Genomic DNA, 24562 nt, shown 5'->3' on the forward strand with positions numbered 1-24562 from the left:
TGTGTGTGTTTGGGCAGCGGGCGGGAGCCTGCCCCTACACAGGCTGCCTGAAACAAAATAAGTGATTGATAGAATGCGCCTTGGCGCATCAAATTCAAAACCATTCTATAATTGATGCGCTAAAGCGCATCCTATATTCTTATTCTTATGTGTAGATACCATCTCTCGCATCAAGCCGCAATGGTTATTTTGGCCTGATATTCGCATTGGTGCTTCAACACACCAAAGCAAATCTGTACCAAGCGGCGCATCGCTGCGCCGATGGTCTGCATTTCCGTTTTGTTTCTGGCTTTCAGTCTGCGGTAATGCGCGTTAATATCCGGATTCCACGTTTTTGCAACCACCGCAGCCATATACAACTTAGCTCGTATGACCGAACTGCCCCGCTTGGAAAGCATGGCTTTGCCTTTGTGTTTGCCGGATTCCCGTTTTTCGGCACCAATCCCAAATAGGCAGCCATTTGCGAGGCGGAGGTAAAATGTTTGCTATGATAGAGCGCAACCATGCGCAATGAAACCACTTCACCCACACCGGGTATGCTGCGCAGTAAAGCACGGTCTTTTTCAAATCAGGATGCCGGTCAATATGTTGTTCGATTTCCTGTGTGATGGTGCTGATCTGCTGCTTCAAATTGGTCTGCATGGTGCTGATGGACTGGCTGACCGCTTCGGGAACAGCGCTGAATCCGGCTTTCTCCATGCGGTTGTCTTCACGCTGCAGATCGCTTTGCAGCGCATCTAGACGGGCTAGTAGTGCGTTGAGCCGCTTGATGTGGGGTGCAGCAGGCTGCCATTGGCGTACTTTGTGGTGCATGAGGCGGTCAATACCGGCTCTGGCCAGTGACTGGCTATCAGCCTTATCGGTTTTGTGCAAGCTGTCGTATTTGGCATAATGGGCACTGTCGGCAGGATTAAGCAGATAAACGGCGATGCCTTTGTTATGCAGATACTCTGCCAATGCTTCATGGTAAACGCCGGTGGCTTCCATGAAAATTTTGAGTAGGCTTAAGTCTTCACCGATGTTTTTATACAGCCATTCTGTCAGTTGGTTAAAGCCTTGGAGGTGGTTTGGCAATGCTTTGGTTTTGATTTTACTGCTGCCAATGTCGCGGATAAGAGCACAATCTAATTTGTTTTTGCTGATGTCGATGCCCAATACTTGGAAGTTCATCATAATCTATCCTTATTTATGCAGTGTCTTGCGGGCGCTGCCGCGCACTTGGATACCATTCAGATTGTAGGATGAGGTGTATGGCAGTGTTATCTACATTTCAGTGTCGGGCACTTGGGTCGGATACAGTTTGCTGCCATACGGGGCGGGAATAATACGCGTTTTACTCACCGCTTGAGAGATACAAGGTCGGATTCAAGAATCCGACCTATGGCTTTTATTTCATGATACAAACCCGCCCCACGCTTAAAAAACCTTATTCAAAGTAAAGCGGATTTGGCGGCTGTGGCGGTCGTAGAGGGCGATGTTGGCGCGGTTGCGGCTGTATTGCAGCGCCAGCTCCGGGGCAAAGCCGTGCCAAGACCAGTTGCGTTTGAGCAGGCTGAGCTGGCCGGTGTATTGCTGCTCTTGGCGGGTTTGCTCAAAAAATGCTGTCGTGCCACGATAGCGGGTGTGGCTATAGCCTACTTTGGCGCCCACGGTAAGCTGTTGCCAGTTAAGCATATGTTGTACAGAGGCGCTAAGACCCACGGTTTCAAAGCCGTGGGCTTTTTCTTGTGCGCGGCTGCTGCCGGCTTGCAGTATGGCCTGATAACGGGTGCGGCCGCCTTGAACGATATTGATGCCGCCGCTAAGCCAATGCTGCTGCGCACGCAGATAGGCGTATCCGGGGCGGTAGTGTAGCTGCTGGGCTTCCCAGCCGGCAAACCATTGCGTGTTATTGCCCCATTGCTGGCTGTAATCCAGCTGTACCACTGCACCGGAGTACAGCGCCCGCTGCTGATACTGCACATGCTGGATGCCTACAGCGGCTTGCAGCTGGCGGCGCGGGCTGCCGGTATCGATGTTTTTGCCCAACATCAGGCGGCCATAAAGGCTGTCGGACTGCCGGCCGGCGTATTCCTGCGCGCTCAGTTGCAAGGTGCTGAACCATTGCCGCTGCGGGCTGAAGCGGTATTGGCCGCCCGCATTGACATGCAAGCCCACGCCTGCTTGGGCGCGGCTGCTGTCGCTGAGGGTAAATATCTTGTCGTCAATCTCTACGGTTTGATGGCTGCTGCCTTGGTTGATGTTGTTGCCGGGTGCCAGTGAAACGCTGATGTACCACGACAGGTGCTGGCGTTTGATGGCGAGCAAATAGTGATCCACTTGCCGCGCTACGTTTTCAGGCAGCCTTAAACTTTGTGCTAGGCGGAAATGGTGTTCCGCCGCTTCGGCTTCACCGGCCTGCCATAACACTTTGGCCAACTCCAGCCGTGGGCGCGGCAATTGCGGATTTTGCGCCAGCATTTGGCGGTAATAAGTGGCGGCTTGTTGTGGCTGTTGTAATTGCTCGGCAATCTGCCCGGCCAGAAATAAAGCGTCCATATCGGTGGGTGTGGCGGCGAGCAAGGCGTGCACCCGTTGCTGTGCTAAAGACCATCGGCCTTGCTTCATCGCGGCCAAAACTGCTGCCAACGGATGATCCATGTCGGCCACATCGGCTGGCGGCGGGCTTGTGTTGGCGGGTGGCGTTAAGGTTTCCGCTGCCACGGCGGGAATGTTTTGCGGGGTGTATTGCGGCAATCCGGGTGCGGATAGGGTGTCGGCATAAACGATGGCGGGCAGGCCGAGTAACAACAGCATAAAAACGCGCATGGTGTCCTTGGTTGGTGGGGGGTTATTTTTTGGGTTTCCGGCAGCCTTTGGCAAGCGGGTGCGATATTGGCTAATACTTTTAAGGCTGCCTGAAAAATGATGCAGCCAATCTATTCCCGTTTGCCACCAAAGCCGCCAATCAGGGTTTGGCTTTTATCGCTGTTTTGCAGGCCGAATACGCCGCCCACTTCGGCGGCATCCGGGCCGTAGAAGCGGCCGTGCACTTTGCCGGTGAGGCTGTCGTCTTTGGATACCGCCACGCCGCTGAAATCGGCCTTACCGGCATCCCATGCGGCCACGCCCCTGAGGTTTAAATTGGCTGCATCTTGCGGTGCCGCTAGGCCGCCGGTGGGCAGAATGGCATGGCGCTGGGTGTTGTCGGTGGTGAAGTTGAGCTTGCGTTCTGCAAAATTGGCATACACACGGCTGTTGGCGCTGAGCTGGTAGGCGGTGTTGTTGTCCACATACTCGCCAGTGGCAATGCCCTTATACTCTGCACCCCCTTGGGTGGGTAGGTTGGCGGTGGGGATGCCGATGCTTTGGTAGCCTTTATCGGTTTCGATGCTGCCGCTGCCGACAAAATAGCCGAAAGTTTGGTAATTCCACCCGGCCACCGCCGGATCGCGCCAAACATAGCTGTTACTGCCCAAATCGGCACTGTAGATGCCGCCGAATGCACCGCCAACGGCCAAGCCCGCATCATGGTAGGCAAGCGGGTTGTGTTGGGCACTTGCTGTGGTGGTGTGGTATGCCAAATTGTTGTTAAAGCCGGTTTTGCCCGGCAGATAGTCGCCCAGCATGGCGGCGGCCATGTTTTTACCGCCCGGATGCAGGCCGGTGATTTTGCCCTCCGCATCATAATAAATTTTATGCAAACCGCTTAAACGCGCCCGGCCGCCATCGCCGCCGGCTTTGATGTCGTGGCTGATGCTGTCGCCGTTGCGCCGCACGGTGGGCGATGTGCGCTCATTTTCTTTGCCGCTGCCGTAATTGTTGACCAGCATTTCGGTGGCACCGGCGGCCGCGGTTAAGAATGTGCCGGCTGCGGGGGCGGTCAGATTGAGTTTGCTTAAATCGGCTTTGGCTTTGGTGGCGCCATCGAGCATTTGTGGGTTTTCCGGCTGCGGTTTGGGGTTTACCGGCTCAGGCTCAACCACTTTGGGCGGCGGTGCGGTGGGAGCGTTGATGCTGGGCTGGCTACCGCCGGCGCCGCAAGCGGCCAGTGTGAATGCGGTGGCGGTTAACAGTACGGCCAAGCGGATGGGTTGGGTAAAAACAGGGGTGTTGAACATGGAGGTTTGCCTTGTTAATTGAATATAAATAGTGGATTGCCTTTCACGCTGCTTTTCAGGCAGCGTGAAGAAAGTCAATCAATTCCAGGCTGCCTGAAAGCACGAGCCGCATTAAAACTTCATTTCCAAGGTGAGGGCAAAATTGCGTCCGGGTGCGGTAAGGCGTTGGATACCATCGCCGCTCACATTCAATACTCCGGCGGTAGACTGGCCGCTGATGCCGAGCTGGCGCATGGCTTCCCATTGGGTGTATTTGCGGTTAAATACGTTGTAAACACCGCCGCGCAAGGTGGTGTGCTTGCCCCAGCGATACCAGCTGCTTAAGTCCAGTGTGGTCCATTTTTTGCTTAGGGCGGGCACGGCATCGGTGGTAACCGTGGCACCGGTGGCCGGATGGGTTTGCAGGTGTTTGATTTCTTGGTCTTGCTTGGGCATGGAATGCACCACCCGCGCGCCCACACCCCATTGGCCGGAAGGCGCGTCGTAATCCAACCCCCACACCAAGCGCGCCGGTTGCAGCGTGTCCATCAAATAATTGGTGTTAACAAAATTGTCGCTGTCGCCCAGCGCATCGGCGCTTTTGCGCGGCTTAACGATGCTGTAAGCCAGGCTGCTGCTCAAGCCTTCAGGCAGCATGCGGTGCACTTCGTGTAAGTCGGCCATAATCTGTACATCAAAGCCGAAGGTGTGGGCGTTTTGTACATTGCCGTACACCGTGGGTGTTTGGGTGTTGGCTTTGTATTGGCCGAGCAAATCGCGGTAGTCGGCACGAAAGGCGCTGAAGCGGGCATTGCCCAAGCGGCCTTTAAAGCTAAGCCCTATTTCTTGATTCAGCGCTTTTTCCTGCTTAAGCGGCTTTACACCCTTATCACTCAAGGTGTTGCTTAAATCACCCGGATACAGGATGGCGCTGCCGTACAGCTCTTCTGCCGATGGCACCCGAAAACCGGTGCTGGCTTTATAGCCCAGCTCGATGTGCTGGTTGGGCATAAAGATGAGCCCGGCATTCCAGGCGGTGTTGCGAAAGGTGCTGTCGGGCACAAAGCGGTTGTCGGAGCGGTATTGGTAATAATCGCGGCGCAAGCCCAAGGGTATGGCGAAATGTTCGCCCAAGCGGATGTTGTCGCTTAAGGCCCAAAAGCGGTTTTTGCCGTACACCGGGCTGAGGCTTTGCTGATGAGCGCTGTTATGTTCGGTTTTGCGGATGCAGGTATCCCACGGCTGCCCTAAAGCCACGCAGGGGTAGTCTTCCACCACGCTTTTGTCGCTGTTATAAGAGTGGTGATCAAAGCGGCTGTTGCCGATGCCGGCGCTAAGCTGTATTTGGTGGCGGCTAAAGCCCCAAGTAACGTTTTTATCTATTTCCAGCCGCAGGCGTTTGCTGGTTTCGCCGGTGCCGGTGTGGTCGTCGGAAATGCGCTGACCATCCTCAATCGGGGTACAGTTGCGGTCGATGTTGCGGGAGCAGCGGCGGCGGCTTAAGGTGTTGTCCATATCAATTTGCTGGCTATCGGCGGATATGCGCACGCCATCAGGCAGCCACGGGCTTGATTCGGCGGCGTTGTAGCGGTATTCGAGGCCGAAGCGGCGCTTTTGGTGATGGTTGTTTTGCCACAGGGTGCTGACGTTTCTTAGCGCATCGCCACTGGTGGAGTCGTTGCCCATGTTTACTTTGGGGTAAAACAAGGGGTAAGTTATGTCCATCATGTCGTAGCGCTGGCGGGTGTCTTCAAAAATCAGCCCGGCATAATGCTGCGGATTAAAACGGTAGCCGCCGCGCACAAACCAAGAATTGCTGCGGTAGTCCAGCGGATTGGCCACCGCCCGGGTGGGGCCCCACACATTTTTGGCGGCCACGGTGTCGGTATATTGATAGGAATCGCTGCCATTCCAGCCTAGCGGTTTGTAGTAATAGGTTAATTGCTGCGCTTCTGCATCATCATGGGATTGGATTTCGTGTCCTTGCCGGTGCGTGTATTGGATCAGCCCTTCAAAGCCACCCCAGCGCCCGGCCATGGCCAAGCTGTTTAGCGTGCGCGCATCTTTGCTGCTGTAGCCGCTTTTGTAATCCAGCCCCCAGTTTTGGCCGGGCTTAATCACATCATCGGCTTCTTTGCTGGTAAACATCACCGCCCCGCCCAAAGCACCGCTGCCGCCCTGCACCGAATCGGCGCCTTTTTGAATGGCCACTGATTTGATGTTTTCGTATTCGATTTCATTCACCGCACCACCGAATTCACCTTGTGCACCACCCAGTCCGCCGGGCGAAAACACCTGCCCTTGCGCCATGCCGTCCACCAAAATCGACACCCGATTGCGGTCGACCCCGCGCATGGAATAGCCCGCCGATGCACCGGAACCTTGCTCGTTTACGGCAATGCCGGGGTCGTAGCGGGTAAGATCGCGGATATTGTTGACCTGCTCTTTTTCCAGCGTGGCGCTGGTTTTGTGGATTTGGTTGTACTGGAACAAGGGCTTTTGCTGGCCCACGCCCACCACCTCAATATCGGCCAGTGCTTGAGCCGGTGTATCGGTTTCGTTGGCGTGTACTGCCAGCGGCAGCAATACCAAGAGCAGCAAACAAACGGAATTGAGGCGGAAAGGCGGTAAAGCAAACGGGGTTTGGCACGGATTTTGACGGAACATGGCGGTTTCAAATCAGGGGTTGGAAAGGCAATGCACGCATGGCAGCGAGCAGCAGAAATAAACGGTAATTTATCTTTAGAAATAAAAATGATTATCTTTAATAGATAATATTTGATACATTGTATCAGTTATTGAATAAGAATTGTTATCATTTTTAAAGAAATTGTATTTTTGAGCTTGGAAATGCAAAGCCAGCTGGCGGAAAAACAAGTTGAGGATTTTGCAAAGTTCAGATTTTGTTGTTCCGGCGCAGGCAGCAGCCCGGTGCAAAGCAAGGCTTTGTTGGTTGCCAATCTTGAGAAGATATTGATAAATTAAATGCTATAAAATTCTGATTTGTTTGCGTTTAAATTTAATCTACTGTATTTTTACTTTGTGCACTGCTTAACTGAAGCTGCACTTCAGACTGGGCTCCTGCCTACGCAGGAGCGACAAAAGTTTTGAATGGTGTAAGAGTCTGTTTACATAAAATATAAGGCTGCCTGAAAGCAAAATTAAATGCTTTCAGGCAGCCTTTATTGTATCCAGCAGCAGTTCTCGGTGTGTTACAGCCCGGCTTCGGCGCGCAACAGCGCGGCTTTGTCGGTGCGCTCCCAGGTGAATTCCGGCTCTTCGCGGCCAAAGTGGCCGTAGGCGGCGGTTTTGCTGTAAATCGGGCGCTGTAGGTCAAGCATTTGGATAATGCCTTTCGGGCGCAGGTCGAAATGTTGGCGCACCAAGGCAATCAGGGCTTCTTCGCTCAGCTTGCCGGTGCCGAAAGTGTCGATGGCAATCGAGGTGGGCTGGGCAATGCCGATGGCGTAGGAAATCTGAATCTGGCATTGGCTGGCCAAACCGGCGGCCACGATGTTTTTGGCCACATAGCGGCAGGCGTAGGCGGCGGAGCGGTCTACTTTGGTGGGGTCTTTGCCGGAAAAAGCGCCACCGCCGTGCGGCGCCGCACCGCCGTAGGTGTCGACAATGATTTTACGCCCGGTAAGGCCGCAATCGCCTTGCGGGCCGCCAATCACAAAGCGGCCGGTGGGGTTGATCAGATATTGGGTGGCATCGGTGAGCATATCGGCGGGCAGCACGGGCTTGATGATGTGCTCGATCACGGCGGCTTTGAGGGTATCGTGGTCGATGTCGGAGTCGTGCTGGGTCGACAGCACCACGGTGTCGATGCGTTTGACTTTGCCGCTGTCGCTGTCGTACACGCAGGTGAGCTGGGCTTTGGCATCGGGACGCAGCCACGGCAGGCGGCCGTCTTTGCGCACTTCGCTTTGGCGCTGCATCAGGCGGTGGGCGTAGTAGATGGCAAATGGCATCAGTGTGGGGGTTTCATCGCAGGCATAGCCGAACATCAGGCCTTGATCGCCCGCGCCCATGTCTAAATCCAGCCCTTCGCCTTCGTTTACGCCTTGGGCGATGTCGGGCGATTGCTCATCGTAGCACACCATCACTGCACAGCCGTCGGCATCGAAGCCCAGCTCGGAAGCGTTGTAGCCGATGCGTTTGATGGTTTGCCGTGCCACTTGAATATAGTTAACGTGGGCGCGGGTGCTGATTTCACCGGCCAGCACGCACAAGCCGGTGTTCACCAGCGTTTCGGCGGCCACGCGGGCGGTGGGGTCTTGTGCCAGCACGGCATCGAGAATGGCATCGGAAATCTGGTCGGCCACTTTGTCCGGATGGCCTTCGGAAACCGATTCCGAAGTAAACAAATATTCGCTCATGGATTTTGGGTCTTTCGCAGCGCCGGTGCGGGCGGCAAGATTGGGCAGTGGTTCGGGGCTTTTGCTACAATGCGGGCATTCTATTCTGTTGTTGGAATAATCCCCATGCAAAAGCTGGTTTATGTGTTGTTTGCGCTGGTGGCGCGCATCCCGCTGCCCTTGTTGCACGGTTTGGGCAATGTGTTGGGCTGGCTGGGTTTTTACACCTCGGCCAAAACGCGCGCACGCATCAAACAAAACGTGCATTTTAGCAAACTTGCCGCCAACGACCAAGCCGCAGAGCAGTTGGCACGCGCGGTGAGCCGCGAAACCATGAAAGGCGCATTGGAGCTGCCGCTGGCGTGGACGCGTTCGTCGGCGCATATTGTGTCGCTGTTTAAAGAAATACACGGCTGGGAATATATTCAGGCAGCCTTGGATCAAGGCCAAGGCTTGCTGCTGATTACGCCGCATTTGGGCAGCTACGACTTGGCCGGACGCTACATCAGCCAGCATTTGCCCTTTCTGCTCACCGCCATGTACCGTCCGCCCAAATTGGCGTGGCTGGAAGAAGTGATGAATGCCGGGCGCGTGCGTGATAAAGGCCGTACCGCGCCCACCAATTTGCAAGGTGTGAAGCAAGTGATGCGGGCACTCAAGCAGGGCGAAGCCACCATTGTGCTGCCCGACCAAGTGCCCAGTGAAGGCGATGGCGTGTGGGTGCGCTTTTTCGGCCGCCCCGCCTACACCATGACACTGGCGGCGCGACTGGCGAAAACGCCGCAAGTGACCACGTTGTTTTTCTGCGGCCAGCGCCTGCCGCACGGGCGCGGCTTTGCCTTGCACATTGCCCCGTTGGCGGGCGAGCTTACCGGTGATAAGGTGCACGACACGCAGTTGATTAACCACAATGTGGAACAATGGATTGCCCGCTTTCCGGCACAATATCTGTTTGGCTACAACCGCTTTAAAGGCCGCCCGCCGGCGGATTTTGACAGCAGTGTAAATTGAATAATACAAGGCTGCCTGAAAGCGAAGCCAAAAGCGTTCAGGCAGCCTTTAATTAGATATTTAGGCCAAATTGCCCTGAATATAGCCCGACAGCTGCGAAATGGTGGATTGTTGCGCTTCAATTACCGCCTTCACCACATCGCCGATGGTAATCATCCCCACCACCTTGCCCTCGCGCAGCACCGGCAAATGGCGGAAGTGGCCGTCGGTCATGGCGTTCATCACGCTGAGCAGCTCGGCTTCTTCGTGGGTGGTGCACACTTGTGCGCTCATCATTTCGCTAATCAAGGCATCGCGCGAGTTGTGGCCGTGCAGTGCCACTTTGCGGGCATAGTCGCGCTCGGAAAAAATCCCCACCAAGTTGTCGCCCTCCATCACCAGCAGCGCCCCCACTTTGTGGCGTGCCATGGCTTCCAGCGCTTCATACACATTGGCGCCGGGGCGGATGGTGTGGATGTCGCGCCCTTTGTGCGCCAGAATTTGGGCTACGGTAACACTTTGCAATTCCATCGGTTTCTCCTTCTGATTTTTATAAAGCTATTTTTATGGTTTTGCGACAATATCGCCGAAGTAATTTAACGTTATTTAACTGGCTTGTATAGCCTTTTTAAACATAATGCCGATACCAAAAAGGCTGCCTGAACGCGTAAATTCGCTTTCAGGCAGCCTTGATTTATTGTGTGCGCTGGCCGTTAACGCATGGTGACAAATTCTTCCGAGCCGGTGGGGTGAATGGCCACGGTGTTGTCGAAATCGCGCTTGGTGGCGCCCATTTTCATCGCCACCGCAAAGCCCTGAATCATTTCGTCTACACCGTAGCCGATGCCGTGCAGCCCCACGATTTTTTCGTCGGTGCCGGCGCACACCAGCTTCATGCGGCAAGGTTGGCGGTGTTGGGTTACGGCGGTGTACATGGCGGTAAAGGCCGAGGTATATACCTTGATGTGTTCGCTGCCGTATTGCTGCCGCGCTTCGGCTTCGCTTAGGCCCACGGTGCCGATGGGCGGATGGCTGAACACCACGGTGGGAATCAGCGTGTAATCGAGGCGCTCATCCGGTTTGTGGTTAAACAAACGCTCGGCCAAACGCCGCCCCGCCGCCACCGCCACCGGCGTGAGTGCGGCGGCGCCGGTGTTGTCGCCCACGGCGTAGATGCCGGGTACATTGGTGTTTTGGTAGGCGTCCACCGGGATAAAGCCATGCTCGTTCACCGCCACCCCGGCGGCCTGAAGGTTGAGTTTATCGGTGGCTGGCGCGCGCCCGGTGGCCCAAATCACGCAATCGGTGTCGTGGCGTCGGCCATCGGCCAGCACCAGCGTGAGGCTGCCGTCGGCCTGGCGGATGATTTCCTGCGGTGTGGCTTGGCGGTGCAGCGCTAGGCCGTCTTGCTGCATCACTTCCACCAGCGTGTCGGACAACATATCGTCAAAGCTGCGCAAGGGTTTGTCGCGGCGCACAAACAAATGCGTGGCCACGCCCAAGCTGTGCAATACCCCGGCCAGCTCCACCGCAATATAACCGGCGCCCACCACCGCCACCCGCGGCGGCAGCTCGGTGAGTGCGAATACGCCGTCCGAATCAATACCGTATTCGGCTCCGGGGATATCGGGGCGAACGGGATGGCCGCCGGTGGCAATCACAATGTGTTTGGCATGGTAGGTTTGGCCGTTCACCGTTACCGTGTTGGCATCCACAAACGAAGCGAAGCCGTGAATCACATCCACGCCGTTTTTGGCCAAGCCGTTGGTGTAAGAAGCATGAATACGCTCGATATAGGCTTGGCGGCTTTGCACCAAACGGGCAAAATCGAAGCCTTGCACGGCCACATCGAAGCCGTAGTCCGGCGCATAGCGGTGGATGGCTTCGGCCACTTGGGCGCCATACCACATCACTTTTTTGGGCACACAGCCCACGTTAACACAGGTGCCGCCCAATAAATTGGCTTCAATCAGGGCACATTTCTGGCCGTAGGCCGCAGCGCGGTTTACCGAGGCAATGCCGCCGCTGCCACCGCCGATGGCGATAAAATCATAGTGGTTTGCTGTCATCTTGCACTCCTTGCTGTATCGGGCATGAGTGTAGCCGATTTGGTTTGAGGCTGCCTGAAAATCTGCCCGGCGGCCATAGATGATTGCATAATGTGAAACGGATACCTTTAATATCAACACAGGAGCAAACCATGCCACCCAGCCAACATTGGCAAGCCGCCCAATATCAATACAATGCCGCCTTTGTGGCCGCCTATGGCACCGATGTATTGGCGTGGCTGGCACCACAGCCGCGCGAGCGTATTTTGGATTTGGGCTGCGGTGACGGTGCGCTCACCGCACAATTGGCCGCCAGCGGTGCCGATGTATTCGGTATCGACGGCAGCGCCGATATGGTGGCGGCTGCACAAGCACGCGGGCTGGCCGCAGCGTGTATGGATGCGCAACAGCTCGATTTTCACGCCGAATTTGACGCCGTGTTTTCCAATGCCGCCTTGCACTGGATGCCAAACGCCGCCGCCGTGCTGGCCGGAGTGTATCGGGCGCTGAAGCCGGGCGGGCGCCTGGTGGCGGAAATGGGCGGTGCGGACAATGTGGCCGCTATTCATCAGGCGCTGGCCGAAGCCGCCACCGCCCACGGCTTTGCCTTGCGTCCGGTGTGGTATTTTCCGACTCAAGCCGAATACAGCACCTTATTGCAACAGGCTGGATTGGCACCGCAGCGCATGGTATTGTTTGCCCGCCCCACGCCCTTGCCCACCGGCATCACCGGCTGGCTGGCCACCTTTGCCGCGCCCCTGCTGGCAGAAATGCCACCCGCGGTGCGCGTCGCCGTATTGCAACAAGCGGCGGCACAATTGCAAGAGCAGTTGCTGCAAGAAAACGGCTGCCTGCTGGCCGATTATGTACGCTTGCGCTTTGAAGCACATAAGGCTGCCTGAAAAGGCCCATGCGCAAGCCAAATCGGCTAAAATACGCCCCCACACATCATACCAATCATAAAAATAAGATAACAAGGCGGAACTGATTTACTTGGTGCTTCAGCGCCTTAGTAAATCGTTCTCTTTGAGCTGAGCCGCAGACAGTACACACGCACGACAAGGCGAGCTAACGCTTTAGGTTATTTTCTAGGATTGGTATAAATCAACCATCAACGAGGTTTTGCATGAACACCGCAGTTTTGCGCACCGCATTAGATGCCGTTACCCTTCCCCACAGCCAACGCACCTTGGGCGGCGAAAAAGCCGTGGCCGAAATCCGCGCAGAAGGCCAAGGCGTCCACATCACACTTGGTTTTCCATATCCCGTTGGCCATATCGAGGCCGAATTGCGTACGGCGGTGGCGGCGGCCTTAAGCCCGCACATCGGCACCGCGCCGCTGGAAATCACCATTCACAGCCACATCACCGCCCACAAAGTGCAGCCGGGCGTGGCCACCATTGCCGGGGTAAAAAACATCATTGCCGTGGCTTCGGGCAAGGGCGGCGTGGGCAAGTCGACCACCAGCGCCAATCTGGCATTGGCCTTAAGCCGCATGGGCGCACGCGTGGGCGTGCTCGATGCCGATTTATACGGCCCCAGCCAGCCCACCATGCTGGGCGTGGCCGCTGCGGCACCGCAACAACAAGAAGGCCATTTTATTCCGGTGCGGGCCGAAGGCGGCATTCAGGTGATGTCAATCGGCTTTTTGGTCGACACCGATCAAGCGGTGGTGTGGCGCGGGCCGATGGTGAGCCAAGCCTTGCAGCAATTGCTGTTTCAAAGCCGCTGGGACGATGTGGATTATTTGATTGTCGACCTGCCGCCGGGCACCGGTGATATTCAGCTTACGCTGTCGCAAAAAATCCCTGTTACCGGCGCACTGGTGGTCACCACGCCGCAAGACATCGCCTTGATTGATGCACGCAAGGCGGTGGATATGTTTAATAAGGTGAATATTCCCATTTTCGGGGTGTTGGAAAATATGTCGGTGCATGTGTGCAGCCAATGCGGCCATGCCGAGCCGATTTTCGGCCACGACGGCGGCAAACTGTTGGCACAAAAACTGGGCGTGCCCTTGCTGGGGCAGCTGCCGCTGAGCCTGCCCATCCGCGTGGCGATGGACGCCGGCCAAGCCGCTGAATTGGCACACACCGAGCCTGCCTTGGCACAAGCCTACACCGATGCCGCCTGGCAGCTGGTGCAGGCCGTGGCGGATAAAGGCAAAGACTTTAGCAGCCGTTTTCCGAAAATTGTGGTGGAATAAAGCGCTAAGGCTGCCTGAATCTTTCAGGCAGCCTTATGCAGGAAATAAAATTTATTGTTACTTTCAGGCAGCCTGATGAAGGCTGCTGTTTTTGTGGCAGCCCATTCTCTGGTTCTTGTAACAGAATAAGTGCCGGATTTAAGCATTCGACCTAAGGCTGCCTGAAACGCCGATAAGCTCATTCCAAATCATTTATCAGGACGCACCACCACCATGTCTCCCCGTTTTATCGGCATATTGCAAATCATCGGCGCCGCTGTGTGCTGGGGCACGCTGGGGCTAATCGGCACCCGTTTGCACCAGTTGCATTTTACGTCTTCGCAAGTGGCGGCGGTGCGCATTGTGGGCGCGCTGGCGGTGCTGTTGCTACTGTTGCCGCTGTTTTGGCCGTATTTACGCAATCTACATTGGCGGCGCTTGCCGTTTTTGGCCTTGCAATCCATGCTGGGGATGTTGGGCATGAGCTGGTTTTATTTTGCGGCCGTTACCCATGCGGGCAGCGCGGTGGCGGTGGCTTTGCTGTATACCGCGCCGGTGTGGAGTCTGATTTTGGCGCGTTTGATTCTGGGCGAAGGTATTCGGCCGGTGCAGGCGCTGCTCACGGTATTGGCCGCCACCGGGGTGGCACTCACCATGGCCGGCGGCATTTCCGCCCAGCCGGTAGGGCTGTTGTTCGGCCTGCTTTCCGGCTTGTGTTATGCGCTTTACGGCGTGTTGGGTAAGCGCGCCATGCAAGGCAATCCGCCTATGCTGGTGTTGTTTACCTCGATTGCCTTCAGTGCGCTGGTATTGCTGGCCACGGCACTGCCCTACGATGCGGCGGCGCTATTGTGGCAGATGCCGAATAAAAGCGTTTGGCTGTATGCGCTGGCGCTGGTGCTCACGGGCACCTTGCTGCCGTATTTTCTGTTTATCAAAGGGCTGGAAAAAATGCCCGCCGCCCAAGCTTCGGTGTTCACCATTATCGAGCCGCTCACCGCGGTGCTGCTGGCCACGCTATGGCTGGGCGAGCATATCGGTGTATTGCAAGCGCTGGGCATTGCCCTGATTGTGGCCGCAGCAGCGGCCAATGCAGTGCTGCGCCCGGCACCGAAGCGGATGCCGTTATAGCTCTTGCCATACCCAAACACAAAACCCTGCGGTATAGTGGCCGCACCTTAACGTCGTCCAAATTTATGCACGCACAACACTGGGCCTTATTGGCGCTGCTGGCCGATGGCCACCGCCACCACATCCGCACCTTGGCGCAAGCGCTGGGGCAAAAACCGGCGCAACTGAACGCCGCCTGGCAACGCATGCCTGCGCATTTGCGCGGCCTGTTGCGCCAGCACGACGGCCAATGGCGGCTGGTGCGCCCGTTGGCCATTCTCAGCCGCGATGCCATCGAGCAACACGCCCGCAGCCACGGCTTTCAGGCAGCCTTAATCGAAGAAACCGATTCCAGCAACAACCAGTTGCTATTGCGGGCGCGGCAATCGGCTGCCGCAGCACATCAGCACATCTGCGTGACCTATGCCCAAAGTGCCGGACGCGGCCGTCAAGGGCGTGAATGGGTGAGCCGTAGCGGCGAGTGCCTGATGCTGAGCATCGGCTGGGCTTTCGACTTGCCGCAAGCGCAATTGGGCGGCTTGGCGCTGGTGGTGGCGCTGGCGGTGTGCCGCAGCCTGCACGATGTGGGCGTGGCGGCGCAAATCAAATGGCCCAACGACTTGGTGCTGGGTGCCGACAAATTGGGCGGTATTCTGATTGAAACCGTGCGCCAGCAAGCGCAAACCGTGGCGGTGATTGGCATTGGCCTCAATTTTGTGTTGCCCAAAACCATTGCCCAGGCCACGTCGATCCAAACCGTGGCGCCCGCCACCCGAGTGGCAGATGTTTACGCCCGCTTGCTGCACCACTTGGCCGCCATGTTGCCGCAGTTCAACCAACACGGCTTTGCGCCTTTTCAGGCAGCCTATCAACAACATCACCGCGACCACCAGCAAACCGTGCATTTGCTGCAGCAGCAACAGCCTTTGTGCGAAGGCACTGTATTGGGCATTACCGAACACGGCGCCCTGCGCCTGCGCACCGCGGCAGGCGAGCAAACCGTGGTAAGCGGCGAAATCAGCTTGCGCCCGGGGGCGATGGCCGCGCCGGTGGCCACTGCGCACAAATACCTGCTGCTCGATGGCGGCAACAGCAAGCTGAAATGGGCATGGGTGGAACACGGCCACATCCGCCACAGCGGCAAAGCCGCCTATGCCGACTTGCGCCAGATCGCCAGCGATTGGCGCCAATACGGCGCCGGCACCGAGCGTATTGTCGGCTCCGCCGTGTGCGGCGCGGCCAAGCAGGCGTTGGTGGCAGCGCAATTGCCGCAAGCCATCGAATGGCTGTCGTCAATGCCGCAAGCCTTGGGCGTGCGCAACCACTATCGCAACCCGGCCGAACACGGAGCCGACCGTTGGTTTAATGTGCTGGGCAGCCGTCGCTATAGCCAACACGCTTGCGTGGTGGTGAGCAGCGGCACCGCGGTAACCATTGATGCGCTCACCGACGACAACCACTACTTGGGCGGCAGCATCCTGCCCGGTTTTCACCTGATGAAAGAAGCCATGGCCGAGCGCACCGCCAACCTCAACCGCCCGCTGGGCAAGGCTTATCCCTTTGCCACCACCACCCCCAACGCCTTGGCCAGCGGCATTATGGACGCCGTGTGCGGCGCTATCATATTGATGCACGGGCGTTTGCAACACAAAGTGGGCGCGGGCAAGCCGGTAGACCTGATTATCACCGGCGGCGGCGCGGCCAAGGTAGCGCAAGCATTGCCGCCGCAGTTTAGTTTAGACAACCGCGTTGAAATTGTGGATAATTTGGTGATTTACGGCCTTTTGAATTGGGTTGAACACACATGAAATGGTTGTTTGCCATTTTGGTGGCGCTGAACATTATCGTTTTTGGTAATGTGGTGGCCAGCAAACTGATGCGTCCCCCGCATGCCACCGCACAGGTCGAAGCGCCCGCTACGGCGCTTACGCCTACGCCCGCCGCCAGCGTCACTGAGCCGGTGGTCACCATCAACCCGCCCGAGCCGGCCTCTGCGGTTGCCCCGCCGCCGGAAACCAAAACCCGTGCCGAATTGCGTGCGGAAGCGGCGGCGAAGGCGCGTGCGGAAGCCGCCGCCAAAGCGCGTGCTGAAACTCAAACGCAAACCACCCCTTCCAGCCCGGCCGCCCCCGCGATTAATTGCAGTGCCACCGCCGTGCTGCCTGAAGACGACTACCACCGCATTAAAGGCTTGTTGAGCCGCTGGCCGCACGCCGCCAGCCGCTTTGTCGAACAAGGCGGTAGCCCACCTGCAAAAGCCACCAGCAGCCGTGTGCGCTATATGGTTGCGATTGATGGCGGCGCCGATATGCGCGCGCGCCTGAAAGAACAAGGCTTCGACACGGCCATCAGTAATGGCCGCTTAAGCTTGGGCGTATTCAACCGCAGAAATGATGCCGAAGCCCTGCTCGCGCGCGCCAAAATCAACGGCTTCAGCCAGGCCGAAATCACCCAGCTGGGGGGCACTACCGCCACCGAAGCACCAGCGGCGGCACTGAGTGTGGCCAAAATGCGCATTACCTTTATTCAGGTAGACGACCAAGCGGCGCAAGACATCAACCAAATTATCCAACGCTACGGGCGCTTGCAGCGCGGTACGTGTAAAAAATAACTATCGCAATAATTGGAATTTGGTATTATCATTGGATAAATAAGCTAAATTATTTACCAAAATAACACGTTGGCGGTGTTTTGAGCTTTGCCAAAACACCGCCATAATTTTGTAGTTAATCTTGATTAAACACCTTAAAAATTAATTATTGTGGATTTCCGTATGCCAAACCTTTTACAAAACACCATTGATAAACTTGATAACAAATCAGCCAAAATCGGCATTGTGGGATTGGGCTATGTAGGTCTGCCATTGATGTTGCGTTATGTTGATGTTGGCTATTCGGTATTGGGTTTTGATATTGATGCAGTCAAGGTAAGTAAGCTTAATCAAGGCGAGACTTATATTGAGCATATTCCCGCCACCAAAATTGCCGCCGCACGGCAAAATTTATTTGAAGCCACCACCGATTTCGGCCGTATCGGTGAATGTGAGGCGGTGATTTTGTGTGTGCCTACGCCGTTAAATAAATACCGTGAGCCGGACATGAGCTTTGTGATCAACACCACCGATGCTGTGAAGCCCTATTTGCGCGCAGGTCAGGTTTTGTCATTGGAAAGCACCACCTATCCGGGCACCACCGAAGAAGAGTTGCTGCCCCGTGCACAAGAGAGTGGTTTGGTCGTGGGTGAAAATATTTTTCTGGTTTACTCGCCTGAGCGTGAAGATCCCGGCAACCCCCATTTTGAAACCCGCACCATTCCCAAAGTGATTGGCGGCCATACACCGGCCTGCTTGCAGGCAGGCTTGGCACTTTACCGCCCTGCCATTGATCAAGTGGTGCCGGTGAGCTCCACCAAAGCTGCCGAGATGACCAAATTGCTGGAAAACATCCACCGTGCGGTGAATATCGGTTTGGTTAATGAAATGAAAATAGTGGCCGACAAAATGGGGATTGATATCCACGAAGTAATTGATGCGGCTGCCACCAAGCCATTCGGTTTCGTGGCCTACTACCCCGGCCCCGGCTTAGGCGGGCATTGCATTCCCATTGATCCATTCTATTTGACTTGGAAGGCGCGGGAATATGGCGTCAACACCCGCTTTATCGAATTGGCGGGTGAGGTAAATTCTGCCATGCCCGATTATGTTGTCAGCAAAGTGGCACTGGCGCTGAACGACAACCATCAATCAATTAAAGACAGCAGGATTTTAGTGCTCGGCATTGCCTATAAAAAGAATGTTGACGATATGCGCGAAAGCCCGTCGGTGATGATTATGGAACGTTTGCGCGATTTAGGTGCCCAAGTGGCCTATTCGGATCCACATGTGCCCGTATTCCCACAAATGCGCGAACATCATTTTACGCTCTCCAGTGAAACACTCACCGCCGAAAATTTGGCCAGTTTCGATTGTGTGATTCTGGCCACCGATCACGACAAGTTCGACTACGATCTGCTCAAACAACACGCCCGTGTATTGGTGGATACCCGCGGTAAATACCAAGGCCAGCATGATCGCGTTATCAAAGCTTAAATGGAAAAAATATGTTGGATACCATACAAAACCGCAAACTAAAACTGGCACTGGTAGGCTGTGGCCGCATCGCCAATAACCATTTTGGTGCCATGGAAGCTCATGCCGGCGACATCAGCATTGTGGGCGTGTGCGATACCGATATACAGGCCTTGCAACAAGCGGTTGAACGCACCGGTGCCAAGGGTTATAACAACATCAATGCCCTATTGGCGGATACCGATGCCGATATAATTGTACTTACCACCCCGTCCGGACAGCATCCGGCGCAAGCAGTACAAGCGCTAGAAGCCGGTTTCCATGTCATCACCGAAAAGCCGATGGCCACACGCCTGCATGATGGCGAGCGCATGGTTCAGGCCGCCGATAAAGTCGGTAAACGCCTATTTGTGGTAAAACAAAACCGCCTTAATGCTACCTTGCAATTGCTTAAGCGCGCGGTAGAGGAAAAGCGTTTCGGTAAAATCCACATGGTGCACCTGAATGTTTTCTGGACCCGCCCGCAGTCGTATTACGACCAAGGCGGCGGCTGGCGCGGCACTTGGGAGTTTGACGGCGGCGCCTTTATGAACCAGGCCAGCCATTATGTGGATTTGGTTGAGTGGCTGATAGGCCCGGTGCAAGATGTACAAGCCATGATTTCCACCCACCGCGATATTGAAACCGAAGACACCGGCGTATGGAATATCCGCTGGCGCAATGGTGCATTAGGATCAATGGCGGTAACCATGTGCACCTATCCGAAAAACCTGGAAGGCTCCATCACCATCTTGGGCGAAACCGGCACTGTGCGCATTGGCGGCATGGCGGTGAATGAAATCCAAGAATGGCAATTTGCCGACAGCCGCGATTACGATGAGCAAGTGAAAGCCGCCAACTATGAAACCACCTCGGTTTACGGCTTTGGCCATCCTCTGTATTACAAGAATGTAATCGATGTTATGCGTGGCGTAGCCGAACCGGTTACCGACGGACGTGAAGGTTTGAAATCGTTGGAATTGCTGATTGCAGCTTATTTGGCTGCGCGCGATAACAAAACGGTATCATTACCTTTGGTTTATTGATAAGGCTGCCTGAAAGAATGTCTACCTCCGCTTACATTGTACACCTCAGTGCCATTATTGATGATGGCGCGCAAATCGGTGTCGGCAGTCGCATATGGCATTTTGTCCATGTCTGTGCTGGCGCTAAAATCGGCCAAAATTGTTCTTTAGGCCAAAACGTATTTGTGGGCAACCACGTTACCATTGGCGACAACTGCAAAATTCAAAATAATGTTTCCGTATATGACAATGTCCATCTGGAAGAAGGCGTGTTTTGCGGCCCCAGTATGGTGTTTACCAACGTCTATAACCCGCGTTCATTGATTGAACGCAAAAATGAATACCGCGATACCTTGGTAAAAAAAGGTGCTACGCTGGGCGCAAACTGTACCATTGTGTGCGGTACCACCATTGGACGCTTTGCCTTTATCGGGGCGGGTGCCGTAGTCAATAAAAATGTACCCGATTACGCATTAATGGTGGGCGTTCCCGCACGTCAAATCGGCTGGATGAGCGAATATGGGGAACAACTGGCTTTACCTGTTGTCGGCAGCGGCAAAGCTGTTTGCAGCCATACGGGCACTGTTTACACTTTACATAATGGACAGCTCAATAAAGCGGCTGTAGCGGAATAAACATGGAATTTATCGACCTCGCCGCGCAACAAGCGCGGATTAAAAGCCAAATCGACGCCAATATTCAAAAAGTATTGAGTCACGGCAAATACATCCTCGGTCCCGAAGTTGCCGAGCTAGAAGAAAATCTGGCCAATTACTGCGGTGCTCAATATTGCATCAGCGTGGCCAATGGCACCGATGCCCTGCAAATTGCCTTGATGGCATTAGGTATTGGTGCAGGTGATGAAGTTATCATCCCCGGCTTTACCTATATTGCCACCGCCGAAACAGCCGCCCTGCTCGGCGCCAAACCGATTTATGTGGATATCGACGAAAAAACCTACAATATCAACCCCGCCCTAATCGAAGCTGCGATTACTAGCAAAACCCGTGCCATTATGCCCGTATCGCTCTATGGACAATGCGCCGACTACGATACCATCAACGCCATTGCCGCTAAGTACAACCTGCCGGTAATCGAAGATGCCGCCCAAAGCTTTGGTGCTACCTATAAAGGTAAAAAATCGGGCAACCTTACCACCATCGCCTGCACCAGCTTTTTTCCCAGCAAGCCCTTAGGCTGCTATGGCGATGGCGGTGCCATCTTTACTAATGACACAGAGCTGGCCAAAATCATCCGCCAAATCGCCAGACACGGCCAAGACCGCCGCTACCACCATATCCGAGTAGGTGTAAACAGCCGTTTAGACACCCTCCAAGCCGCGATCTTATTACCCAAATTAGCCATTCTCGATGAGGAAATCGCGCTACGCCAACAAGTTGCCAATCAATACCAGCAACAGCTAAACCAAGCAGGCATACACAGCACACCCTACATAGAACCCCATAACCACAGCGTTTACGCCCAATACACCATCCGCGTCAAAAACCGCGATCATGTTCAGGCAGCCCTAAAAGAAGCGGGTATCCCCACCGCTGTGCATTACCCCATACCGCTCAATAAGCAACCTGCCGTAGCGAGTGATGTGGCATTGCCGATTGGAGACTTGGTCGCTGAGGAGGTGATGAGTTTGCCGATGCATCCGTATTTGCAAGTTGTGGATCAAGAGTCTATTACCCGCGTGCTCTCTCATGCCTTAGCCCCTTAACCAATACGGTAAAATCAAAAAATCAATATCCATGATTCGAAAAATTGGCTCCTCTATTGCTATTCAATCCTTAGGTACACTCTCAGGTTTTGCGGTGGTCTGGTTGATTACACGATATTTAGGTGTTAGCAAACAAGGGGAGTTTGCCTTACTCAAATCATGGATTGATTTACTTGTCGTTATCGGATGTTTTGGCTTTCCTCAAAGTTTTATTTATACAATCAATAAACTAAACACCTCAGCTCAGATCCTGAAGCGGTTTTCGAGTATTTATCCTGTCGCTATTTTTACTGTTGCCAGCATCCTTAGTTATTTTTGGTTTCATTACAGCTCTAATGTAATCAGTTTTTCTACTGTGCATTATGTTTTTATTGGTGCAGCCATTGCTGGTTTAGTCGGTCATGGTTTATTAAGAGGAATTTTTTTAACCCAAAATGATGGAAAAAAATTTGCGCTGATTAGTATCTTGCCTGCTTTAGGCTTGTTTGTTTTTATAGGCTTGGGCATTTTTGTAGATATTCCTATCTCCCTTCCTTTGGCTTATGTGCTCACAGGCTTGATCGCTTTTATAATCATGCTGTGGTTGGTTAAACCCAGCAGCGGAGGAAGAGCGCTACAGTGGCGACCCATACTGCTTAATGGCAATAGTATTTTTTTACAAGGTCTTGCTATGACTTTGCTGCCCATGACTACTTACTGGCTGATGTCCTATTTTGGTATGGATAAAAAGGCTATTGGCGGTTTTAATATTGCTGTGTATTGTTATCTGGCATTTGCTCTACCATTAAATATGGTTTCCCCTATATTTTTTAATCGCTGGTCAAAAAACCATGATAAAGCAGTGCTATCAAAAGAACTGAAGCGATTTTTATGGATTGGGCTACCCATCTTACCTATCAGTTTATTTTTAGCCTATTTGCTGAAATATATTGTTCCCTATGTTTTTGGTGGTGAATTAGAGTTTGCGATACCCAGTATGCAAATACTTTTGAGCGCGGGGATTTTGGTTTATGCTACTAACTTATTAAGTTGTATGAATATAGCCATGGGATCATTTACCAGTAATACACGCGCTTATATACTTAAAGTAGCAGCAAGCATTATTTTTATCTTTGGATCTTTATCTCTTTTCCAAAATGATTTAAAAATGGTTGCGCTATCTTGGCTTCTCGGTGATCTGTCTTTATTGATGATACTGTTTACGCTTGTTACCAGATCATTTAAAACACAAAGGAAAAGCGTATGATCATTTACAACATAACACAACTTCTGAAAAAGAAAGCTTATTATTTTTTGGGATTTATGAGGGCATCTTTTTTAGGGGTTAAGTTAGACTCCTCTGCAAAAGTATCCTTGTGGGCAGATATAAAATATGCCGCTTATATCGGAGATGCGGTTATTGGTAAAGATGTCTCTATGGGTAAAGGCAGTTATGTCAACTCGGGATGTATTTTTTCTGCAAAGATTGGGGAATATTGCTCGATTGCTTATAATGTTTTGATTGGCCCAACAGAACACGATATAAGTGCTATTTCTATGTCTCCTAACTCACCCATTTTAAAAGAACTAAATCAGTCTGCCGACCTCAATCTGCCTTGCCCTATTATTGAAGATGAGGTTTGGATTGGTGCTAATGTTGTGGTTTTGCGAGGCGTTACTATAGGCAAAGGATCGGTTGTTGCTGCAGGAGCAGTTGTCACCAAGAATATCCCACCTATGGAAATATGGGGCGGGATACCTGCTAAAAAAATAAAGGCTCGCATCATCACTTGTTTGGATGTATATAAATAATGCTCTATTATTACTTTTCTTTACTATTGGTTTGTATATGTGGATTCTTAGAGCAGAGTCACCCAAGTCCTTCATTTAAACTGCTGATTCGAATCATGCTGTTTGTGGTAATTACAATTACTATATCCGCTTCGATATCAAGAGGTGACTACTACTCATACTATCATTTTTTCCACTCAATTGACCTTCACTATCCAGAGCCAAACGTTGAGCTATTATTTTTTTGGATGAATTACTGGATAAAATACATTACCAATAATGAATTTTACATGTTCTTTATAGCCACATCATTGGCAATGTTACTAAAATTTTATGCTCTACGTAATTTAAGATTACTTAATGACCTGAAAATAAATTATGGTTATTATTTCTGTTTATATTTTTCTACATTTCTGATTTATCTTGATTTGGGCTCAATTAGGTTCGCTATTGCTACCTCTTTTTTATTTGTGGCTAGCACTTATTTAGTAGCCAATAGAGTGAGGTGGTTTTATTTTTATATATTAATTGGGATCCTTTTTCATGCTTCATTACTTCCTGCGCTACTAATACCAACACTATTAAAAGGCAGGCGCTCAATAAAATTTTTTTATATTTGCCTGATAATTGGACTCGTTTTTATTTTATCTATAAACAACTCAATTATTGTTAATATATTAAGTAGTAATTTTTACACTTCTAAAATATTAGGCTATTTGAGATTTGGTGGAATCACCATAACATTCCAGTTGGTAAAAAAAATAGTTATATTTACAGCATTCTATTTTATATTAAAAGAAGAAATTAAAAATAAAGCTTCTTATGTTTATATTTGCTGGATAGTGAGCTTATTTTCTTTTTCTCTTGCGGCATTATTTTTTATTAGTCAATTAACAGTTTCTAGATATTTACTCATGTTTGGCATATGTGAACCAATAATGCTTATCCTTATATTTAGAAAGGTCAATTTGTCATCAAAATATGCCTTAATCTTATTATTGGTTATTTATGTAGCAACAAATTATGGATACTCTATCTATGCTAATAGCAATGAAATCAATTTATACTTACCATATAAAAATTATCTTTTGGGAGACACGCAACCCTACCGAAGTAAAAATATATTAGATGAAATGTTATTCCATTAAGGAGGTGTTGAAGTG

The 24562-nt window shown here is 52.8% G+C and carries 20 protein-coding genes and 2 pseudogenes; 14 read left to right on the forward strand and 8 right to left on the reverse strand.

All coding sequences use genetic code 11. From position 1 onward, the window contains the following. Window positions 1-170 precede the first annotated feature (170 nt). The 5 genes and pseudogenes from JQU52_RS03110 to JQU52_RS03130 all read right to left on the reverse strand — a co-directional run bounded on the left by JQU52_RS03110 (window position 171) and on the right by JQU52_RS03130 (window position 6746). Window positions 171-505, reverse strand: a pseudogene (locus JQU52_RS03110) (transposase). A gap of 197 nt (window positions 506-702) precedes the next feature. Further along, window positions 703-1173: pseudogene (locus JQU52_RS14835) on the reverse strand (IS110 family transposase); the annotation flags it as partial. 243 nt (window positions 1174-1416) lie between these two features. Continuing rightward, complete coding sequence (locus JQU52_RS03120) at window positions 1417-2796, reverse strand: surface lipoprotein assembly modifier (protein ID WP_230339703.1); 1380 nt, start codon at window positions 2794-2796, stop codon at window positions 1417-1419. 122 nt (window positions 2797-2918) lie between these two features. After that, complete coding sequence (locus tag JQU52_RS03125; RefSeq protein WP_230339704.1) at window positions 2919-4100, reverse strand: transferrin-binding protein-like solute binding protein; 1182 nt, start codon at window positions 4098-4100, stop codon at window positions 2919-2921. 111 nt (window positions 4101-4211) lie between these two features. Further along, complete coding sequence (locus JQU52_RS03130; protein WP_230339705.1) at window positions 4212-6746, reverse strand: TonB-dependent hemoglobin/transferrin/lactoferrin family receptor; 2535 nt, start codon at window positions 6744-6746, stop codon at window positions 4212-4214. 171 nt (window positions 6747-6917) lie between these two features. Between JQU52_RS03130 and JQU52_RS03135 the strand changes: the two genes are divergently transcribed. After that, window positions 6918-7064, forward strand: a complete 147-nt coding sequence (locus tag JQU52_RS03135) for a hypothetical protein (protein ID WP_230339706.1) — start codon at window positions 6918-6920, stop codon at window positions 7062-7064. Window positions 7065-7291: 227 nt separating this feature from the next. Here JQU52_RS03135 and metK read toward each other — a convergent pair whose 3' ends face one another. Further along, on the reverse strand, window positions 7292-8461 hold the full coding sequence (gene metK, locus JQU52_RS03140) for a methionine adenosyltransferase (RefSeq protein WP_230339707.1): 1170 nt from the start codon (window positions 8459-8461) through the stop codon (window positions 7292-7294). A 105-nt stretch (window positions 8462-8566) separates the two neighbouring features. Here metK and JQU52_RS03145 point away from each other — a divergent pair, with 105 nt between their 5' ends. Then, window positions 8567-9451 carry a lysophospholipid acyltransferase family protein gene (locus tag JQU52_RS03145; protein ID WP_230339708.1) on the forward strand — a complete coding sequence of 295 codons (885 nt, stop codon included), beginning with the start codon at window positions 8567-8569 and terminating at the stop codon, window positions 9449-9451. Between the two features lie 60 nt (window positions 9452-9511). On the opposite strand, the gene JQU52_RS03150 is transcribed toward JQU52_RS03145, so the two are convergent. Continuing rightward, on the reverse strand, window positions 9512-9961 hold the full coding sequence (locus JQU52_RS03150) for a CBS domain-containing protein (protein ID WP_230339709.1): 450 nt from the start codon (window positions 9959-9961) through the stop codon (window positions 9512-9514). A 182-nt stretch (window positions 9962-10143) separates the two neighbouring features. Then, window positions 10144-11499 carry a glutathione-disulfide reductase gene (gene gorA, locus JQU52_RS03155; protein ID WP_230339710.1) on the reverse strand — a complete coding sequence of 452 codons (1356 nt, stop codon included), beginning with the start codon at window positions 11497-11499 and terminating at the stop codon, window positions 10144-10146. A 131-nt stretch (window positions 11500-11630) separates the two neighbouring features. On the opposite strand from gorA, the gene JQU52_RS03160 reads away from it, so the two are divergent. The 12 genes from JQU52_RS03160 to JQU52_RS03215 all read left to right on the forward strand — a co-directional run bounded on the left by JQU52_RS03160 (window position 11631) and on the right by JQU52_RS03215 (window position 24547). Continuing rightward, window positions 11631-12380 carry a class I SAM-dependent methyltransferase gene (locus JQU52_RS03160; protein ID WP_230339711.1) on the forward strand — a complete coding sequence of 250 codons (750 nt, stop codon included), beginning with the start codon at window positions 11631-11633 and terminating at the stop codon, window positions 12378-12380. Between the two features lie 224 nt (window positions 12381-12604). Next, window positions 12605-13684 (forward strand): iron-sulfur cluster carrier protein ApbC, encoded by a 1080-nt coding sequence (apbC, locus tag JQU52_RS03165; RefSeq protein ID WP_230339712.1) that lies wholly within the window; start codon window positions 12605-12607, stop codon window positions 13682-13684. A 213-nt stretch (window positions 13685-13897) separates the two neighbouring features. Continuing rightward, the gene (locus JQU52_RS03170; protein WP_230339713.1) at window positions 13898-14794 is read left to right on the forward strand and encodes a DMT family transporter; all 897 of its coding nucleotides are present in this window, start codon (window positions 13898-13900) and stop codon (window positions 14792-14794) included. 65 nt (window positions 14795-14859) lie between these two features. Then, window positions 14860-16581, forward strand: a complete 1722-nt coding sequence (locus tag JQU52_RS03175) for a bifunctional biotin--[acetyl-CoA-carboxylase] ligase/type III pantothenate kinase (protein ID WP_230339714.1) — start codon at window positions 14860-14862, stop codon at window positions 16579-16581. Continuing rightward, on the forward strand, window positions 16578-17384 hold the full coding sequence (locus JQU52_RS03180; protein ID WP_230339715.1) for a cell division protein: 807 nt from the start codon (window positions 16578-16580) through the stop codon (window positions 17382-17384). Before JQU52_RS03175 ends, JQU52_RS03180 begins: the two co-directional genes overlap by 4 nt. A 162-nt stretch (window positions 17385-17546) precedes the next feature. Next, complete coding sequence (locus tag JQU52_RS03185; RefSeq protein WP_230339716.1) at window positions 17547-18860, forward strand: nucleotide sugar dehydrogenase; 1314 nt, start codon at window positions 17547-17549, stop codon at window positions 18858-18860. A gap of 11 nt (window positions 18861-18871) precedes the next feature. Further along, window positions 18872-19924, forward strand: coding sequence for a Gfo/Idh/MocA family protein (locus JQU52_RS03190; protein ID WP_230339717.1), 1053 nt, complete (start codon window positions 18872-18874; stop codon window positions 19922-19924). A gap of 17 nt (window positions 19925-19941) precedes the next feature. After that, window positions 19942-20538 (forward strand): acyltransferase, encoded by a 597-nt coding sequence (locus tag JQU52_RS03195; protein WP_230339718.1) that lies wholly within the window; start codon window positions 19942-19944, stop codon window positions 20536-20538. A gap of 2 nt (window positions 20539-20540) precedes the next feature. After that, window positions 20541-21629 (forward strand): DegT/DnrJ/EryC1/StrS family aminotransferase, encoded by a 1089-nt coding sequence (locus JQU52_RS03200; RefSeq protein WP_230339719.1) that lies wholly within the window; start codon window positions 20541-20543, stop codon window positions 21627-21629. A gap of 31 nt (window positions 21630-21660) precedes the next feature. Next, the gene (locus tag JQU52_RS03205) at window positions 21661-22875 is read left to right on the forward strand and encodes an MATE family efflux transporter (RefSeq protein ID WP_230339720.1); all 1215 of its coding nucleotides are present in this window, start codon (window positions 21661-21663) and stop codon (window positions 22873-22875) included. Further along, window positions 22872-23420: an acyltransferase gene (locus JQU52_RS14755; RefSeq protein WP_230339721.1), complete on the forward strand. Its 549-nt coding sequence runs from the start codon at window positions 22872-22874 to the stop codon at window positions 23418-23420. The genes JQU52_RS03205 and JQU52_RS14755 overlap by 4 nt, the downstream gene beginning before the upstream one ends. Window positions 23421-23515: 95 nt before the next feature. Further along, entirely contained in the window at window positions 23516-24547 is a 1032-nt protein-coding gene (locus JQU52_RS03215; RefSeq protein ID WP_230339722.1) for an EpsG family protein, read from the forward strand. Window positions 24548-24562 lie beyond the last annotated feature (15 nt).

Origin of the sequence: Paralysiella testudinis (genome assembly GCF_016894345.1) — a bacterium.
Lineage (GTDB): Bacteria > Pseudomonadota > Gammaproteobacteria > Burkholderiales > Neisseriaceae > Paralysiella > Paralysiella testudinis.